Source organism: Candidatus Phytoplasma phoenicium (assembly GCF_001189415.1).
GTDB lineage: Bacteria > Bacillota_I > Bacilli_A > Acholeplasmatales > Acholeplasmataceae > Phytoplasma > Phytoplasma phoenicium.
Window position 1 is genome coordinate 1 of sequence record NZ_JPSQ01000061.1, and the last position, 6,089, is coordinate 6,089.

5 protein-coding genes are annotated in these 6,089 nt (G+C 26.3%); all 5 read right to left on the reverse strand.

The genetic code is table 11. The features are described from left to right. Positions 1-892 (reverse strand): tRNA (adenosine(37)-N6)-threonylcarbamoyltransferase complex transferase subunit TsaD (tsaD, locus tag AlmWB_RS01465; protein WP_083993360.1); only part of this gene is annotated, 892 nt, incomplete at its 3' end. Positions 893-957: 65 nt separating this feature from the next. Beyond that, positions 958-1,536, reverse strand: a complete 579-nt coding sequence (tsaB, locus tag AlmWB_RS01470) for a tRNA (adenosine(37)-N6)-threonylcarbamoyltransferase complex dimerization subunit type 1 TsaB (RefSeq protein ID WP_050337374.1) — start codon at positions 1,534-1,536, stop codon at positions 958-960. 38 nt (positions 1,537-1,574) lie between these two features. Beyond that, entirely contained in the window at positions 1,575-2,069 is a 495-nt protein-coding gene (tsaE, locus tag AlmWB_RS01475) for a tRNA (adenosine(37)-N6)-threonylcarbamoyltransferase complex ATPase subunit type 1 TsaE (RefSeq protein ID WP_083993361.1), read from the reverse strand. Between the two features lie 131 nt (positions 2,070-2,200). Then, positions 2,201-4,729 carry a DNA gyrase subunit A gene (gyrA, locus tag AlmWB_RS01480; protein ID WP_050337378.1) on the reverse strand — a complete coding sequence of 843 codons (2,529 nt, stop codon included), beginning with the start codon at positions 4,727-4,729 and terminating at the stop codon, positions 2,201-2,203. Between the two features lie 46 nt (positions 4,730-4,775). Continuing rightward, positions 4,776-6,089, reverse strand: a 1,314-nt coding sequence (locus AlmWB_RS01485) for a toprim domain-containing protein (protein WP_050337379.1), incomplete at its 5' end; no start/stop codon positions are given.

Below are 6,089 nucleotides of genomic sequence, written 5' to 3' on the forward strand. Positions count from 1 at the left end.
GATCAGTACAATATTTCGCACTCGGAATTATAATTTCTAAAGAAGTAAAATTTTTTTGAAAACTTTGTTTAATAAAATTATTGGCAGCAACACCACCTACTATTGCTAATTGTTTCGTTTTAAAATGTATAAGTGCTCTTTTTGTTTTTTCTATTAAAACATCAACTATACTTTGTTGAAAAGAATTGCAAATATGATTGATATTTTCTGGTGACAATAATTTTTGATGGTAAATAAAATTTATAATTTTACTTTTTAATCCAGAAAAACTAAAATTTAAATTTTTATTTTTAATATAAGGTCTAGGAAATTGATAAATATCTTGCCCTTTCAATGCTAATTCTTCAATTATAGGGCCACCAGGATATCCTAAATTTAAGCTTCTCGCTACTTTATCATAAATTTCACCTACTGCATCATCTAAAGTATAACCAATATGCTTAATATCAAAATGATTTTTCATATAAAATAATTCTGTATGACCGCCTGAAATCAAAAGTATTAAAGTAGGAAAAGAAAATTCCTTTTCTATTTGCACAGAATAAATGTGACCTGCCAAATGATTTACTGCTATAAGTGGTTTTTGGTGTATATAAGCCAATGTGTTAGCTGCGTTAATACCCACAAATAACGCACTAATTAAACCTGGTCCTTGTGTTACAGCTACCACATCAATATCTTTAATGGTCAAATTAGCCTCTCGCAGAGCTTGTTCATAAATTAAAGTTATCACTTCAGAATGTTTACGCGCAGCTATTTCTGGAACTACACCTCCGAATTTTTGATGATCTTTAATTTGAGAAAAAACAACATTAGATAAAACTTGTTTACCATTTTTAGTAATTGCAACACTATTTTCATCACAACTAGTTTCAATAGATAAAACAATCATTATAAATATCCCCTTTTTTTAACATAATTTAAATAAACAATATTGGGTAATTGAACTCTTAACCATCATATCTGAAAATTATAACCATAATAACGAGGTACTAAATCATGTGGATTCGTTATTTGATGCATGTATTTCAAAATATTTTGTGGAGATACTTTCAAAGTATCAACGTTCAAAATCAAATGATTAGGAAAATTATTTAAAAAACTTTGTTGATATATATTTTCAGATAAAATAATTTGATTGTTATCCAAACTAAAACTATAAAAAAAATCTTTACGTGCGTAAATTTTAGGCGTAATTCTTTGTTCCAAAAAACCACTAGATAAAAGCAATAAACTACTAATATAAAATAAAGGAATTTTTAATTCCAGAGCCAAAATTTTAGCTGTCACAATAGATAACCTTGTCCCTATATAAGAACCAGGACCAACACCAACAATAATACCATTCAGTTTTTTTAAAGTTAAATTTGTTTCTGTTAAAATTTGATGAATTAAAGGCATCATATTTTCTACAAAATTCATGCGATGAATATATTTTTTTTCCTTAATGATGCATTTTTCAGAAATTAACCATACTAATTGTACATTAGCAGAAATATCTAACATAATATATTTTAAATTTTTCAAATCATTCATAATTAAATTTTTTACAATTATTTTGCTTTTCTTTTACTTTAAACATTTTTTTGTTCTATAATGATATTTCTGGTTTTATGATTAACAATTTCTAAACATACTTTAAAATCCCAATAAGGAAAAAAAAGTGCGCCTTTTTCTATCGATTCAGCCACTACTATATCACCAATATCGACCATTTCTAATAATTCTTCAACTGTAGAAAACAAACTAGGAGGGTTCTTTGAAGTTAAAATACTATATAAATCTAAATGATGTAACTTGATGATTTTTCCTTGATAAGTTTTTAATAAAAAAAAAGTAGGACTATTAACATGAGTTTTTACTTTTAATTGTTTAGCTATACCTTTGGTAAAAACTGTCTTACCTGAGCCTACTTTTCCTTCTATTAAAATAATATGTTTTTTTAGTAATGAATATTGTTGTTCATGAATTAATTGACTTAAATAAAAACCTGCTTTTTGAGTAGCAGTTGGATTTTTAGTTATTTTCTTATAAACGATTTTAGTTTTATATTCAGTGCACATTTTCATAGAAACCTTTATATAAAAATAGTTATTTCAAATATATATAATTTAATCACAATTGATTAAAATATATGACTTTTATTTTTAAAATTTAAAAATAAAATATTTCCAATATAATTAAGATGAAAAAATCTTTTTTATATTGCGTCTTTTTCTTTTGGAACCACAACTGCTAATACTAATTTTTGATTATTTTCTAAATTAAATAATCTATATCCTTGAGTTAACTTATTTTTAGTTAATGCCACATCTTTGTTTTCTATTCGAATCACTTTTCCCATATCAGAAATCAAAATTATTTCTTCATTAGGTAAAATAGTATCTAACATCACTAATTGTCCGTTTTTAGAAGTTATTTTAAAAGTTTTTTGTCCTTTTCCGCCTTTTTTTTGTTTTTTATATTCTTTGCTTTTAGTTTTTTTACCATAACCTTTTTCAGTTAAAACTAAAATATCTTGTTCTGGAAAAGAAACAACAGCAGCTCCGACAATCACTTCGTTATTTTCAATATCTATATTCATCCCTTTAACGCCTACGCCTTGACGAGTTGTTTTCCGAATAGACATTTCGTTAAAGCGAATAGCTCTACCGTTAGAAGCAGCTAAAATAATATCTTGTTTGCCAGAAGTATTTAATACACATAATACTTCATCATTAATTATTTTCAAAGGAAAAGCTATTTTCCCTTTCTTGCGAATATTTTCATATTCTTTAATGTTATTTCTCTTAACTAAACCTTTTTTGGTAATTAAAACTAAACAATCATTAGCTTGTTTAAAATCATCAACACTAGTTAAAGAAGTTAAAAATTCTCCTTTTTCTAAAGGAATTAAATTAACTAATGGAATACCTTTAGATTGGCGACTAAAAAAAGGTATTTGATAACCTTTTAATTGATAAACTTTTCCTTTATTAGTAAAAAACAATTGATAACTATGAGTAGTAGAAATAACAAAGTGTTTGACAAAATCATCTGTGTTGACAGTGATGCCGTTGACACCTTTACCACCCTTATGTTGTTTTTTATAAATATCTAAATTTAAACGTTTAACATAACCTTTATGTGTAACAGTAATTAAAATACGTTCTTCTTCAATTAAATTTTCATTAGGTATATTAAATTCATTTACATCTTTGTTGATAATAGTTTTTCTTTCATCTTGAAATATTTTTTTAATTCGTAATAAATCTTTTTGAAAAATATTTTCTTTTTTAGTTTGAGAATTAATAATTTCTTGACATGATTGAATTTGAGTAATTAAATTTTGTTCTTCTTTTTTTATTTTTTCGATTTCTAAATTAGTGATTTTTTGTAAACTCATTTCTAAAATAGATTTACTTTGTAATTCATCAAAGTTATATTTATCCATTAGTTTCGTTTGAGCATCACGAATATCTTTAGCTTTTTTAATCAATTCAATTGTATTATCAATATCATTTAACACCTTTACAGCTGCCTCAATTAAATGTTTTTTAGTTGACGCTTTAGCTAATTCAAATTGTTTTTGACGATTAATAACATCAATACGAAATAGAAAAAATTCTTCTAAAATTTTTTTTAAATTAACTAAATGAGGTGTCCCATTTACTAACGCAATCATATTAAAGTTAAAAGAAATATGTAATTGTGAATGTTTATATAAATTATTTAAAAAAATTTGCGGATTAATATCTTTTCTTAAATCAATCACAATGCGAATACCTTCTCGACTAGAAGATTCATCACGCAAATCTGTAATACCATCAATAATTTTATCTTTAGTTAATAAAGCGATTTTTTCAATTAAACTACTTTTTTTAATTTGATAAGGGATTTCATGGATAATAACAGAAAACTTATTTTTTTCATTTTTAACAACACTTGTTTTAGCACGAATAAAAACACGGCCTCGACCTGTTGTATAAGCTTCTTTTAAATTATTAACACCTATTAACTCTCCTCCTGTAGGAAAATCTGGACCTTTAATATATTGCATCAATCCTTCTATATCAATATCTTTATTATTAATATAAGCAATTAAGGCATCAATAACTTCAACTAAATTATGAGAAGGTATATTAGTAGCCATACCTACAGCAATACCTGTAGAACCATTGACTAAAAGATTTGGGAAACTAGTAGGTAAAACAATAGGTTCTTGTTCAGAATTATCGTAATTTTTAGTAAAATCAATGGTATTTTGATCAATATCTTTAATTAATTCCATAGCTATTTTGGACATACGCACTTCTGTATAACGCATAGCAGCTGCAGCATCTCCATCAATCGAACCAAAGTTACCATGTCCATCCACTAAAGGATAACGATAATTGAATTCTTGTGACATTCTTACCATAGCATCATAAATACTACTATCACCATGAGGATGATATTTCCCCATAACATCACCAACAATTCTAGCTGCTTTTTTATAACTAGCCTGATGATAAACACCTAATTCTTTCATACCATATAAAATTCTTCTTTGCACAGGTTTTAAACCATCTTTTATTTCAGGCAAGGCGCGAGAGACAATGACACTCATGGCATAACTTAAAAAAGATTTTTTCATCTCTTGATTAATTTCAACAAATTTAATGGCACCAATATTATCAAAAACATTTGGATTATTTAAAAGATTAGGTTTATTTTTAAAAATATTTTTTTTAATGTTATTTGGACTCATAATTAATGACCTTTAGCTTTTTTTATTAATAAATGAAATAAAGAAATTAAACATCAATATCTGCATAAATGGCGTTTTCTTTAATGAATTCTTTTCGTGATGAAACTTCTTCACCCATTAACATATTAAAAGTACGATCTGCTTCTACTGAATCTTCTAAATTAACTTTAAGTAAAGTGCGAGTTTGTGGGTTCATGGTAGTATCCCAAAGTTGTTCTGGGTTCATTTCTCCCAAACCTTTATAACGTTGTAAAGTTATTTTACCTTTATGTTGCGTTAAAAATTCTGTTAATTCTATTTCATTATATATATATTTTTCTACAATTTTATTGTATTTAATTTTATATAAAGGAGGTTGAGCAAAATAAATATAACCTTTTTCAATTAAAGATTTCAAATTTCTAAAGAAAAAAGTTAAGAGTAAAGTACGAATATGTGCGCCATCTACATCTGCATCAGTCATAATAATAATACGATGATAACGCGCTTTATTTAAATCAAAATCTTTATCAATTCCTGTTCCAATAGCTTGTATCAGAGAAACAATTTCGTTATTGCTCAAAACTTTTTCTAAACGAGTTTTTTCTACATTAATAATTTTCCCTCTTAAAGGAAGAATTGCTTGAAATTTGGAATTTCTTCCTTGCTTAGCCGAACCACCTGCAGAATCTCCTTCGACGATATATAATTCAGAAAAAATAGGATCTTTTGAATAACAATCTGCTAATTTTGAAGCAAAACCTAAAGAATCCAAAGGAGATTTACGACGTGTTAATTCTCGAGCCTTTTTAGCAGCTATACGAGCTTTGACTGCTAATAAACATTTGCCCACGATTTTTTTAGCTTCTTGGGGATTTTCTAATAAATATCTTTCTAAAGCTTCTCCAAAAGCTTTAGAAATAAATTGTCTTACTTCTTGATTACCTAATTTAGCTTTGGTTTGACCTTCAAACAAAGGATTATGGTGTCTTAAAGAAATAATCGCAGTAACACCTTCTAAAGTATCTTCACCGATAAAACTAATTTCTTTTTTTAAAAGATTTTTATCTTTAGCATATTTAGATAAAACCCGATTTAAAGCCATTTTAAATCCTTCTTCGTGAGTACCACCTTCGTGAGTCGGAATATTATTAACAAAAGAATAAATATTCGTAGAATAAACTTCTGTATATTGAAAAGCGATTTCTAAAAAAATATTTTCAAATTCATATTCTTGATAAAAAGATTGTGTTAAAATTTTTTTATTTTCGTTTAAATAATCAAGGTATTCTACAATTCCACCTTTGTAACAAAAATGAATTTTTTGAGACGGTTCGTTTCTATTATCAACAATATTTAATTGAATATTTTTATTCAAAAA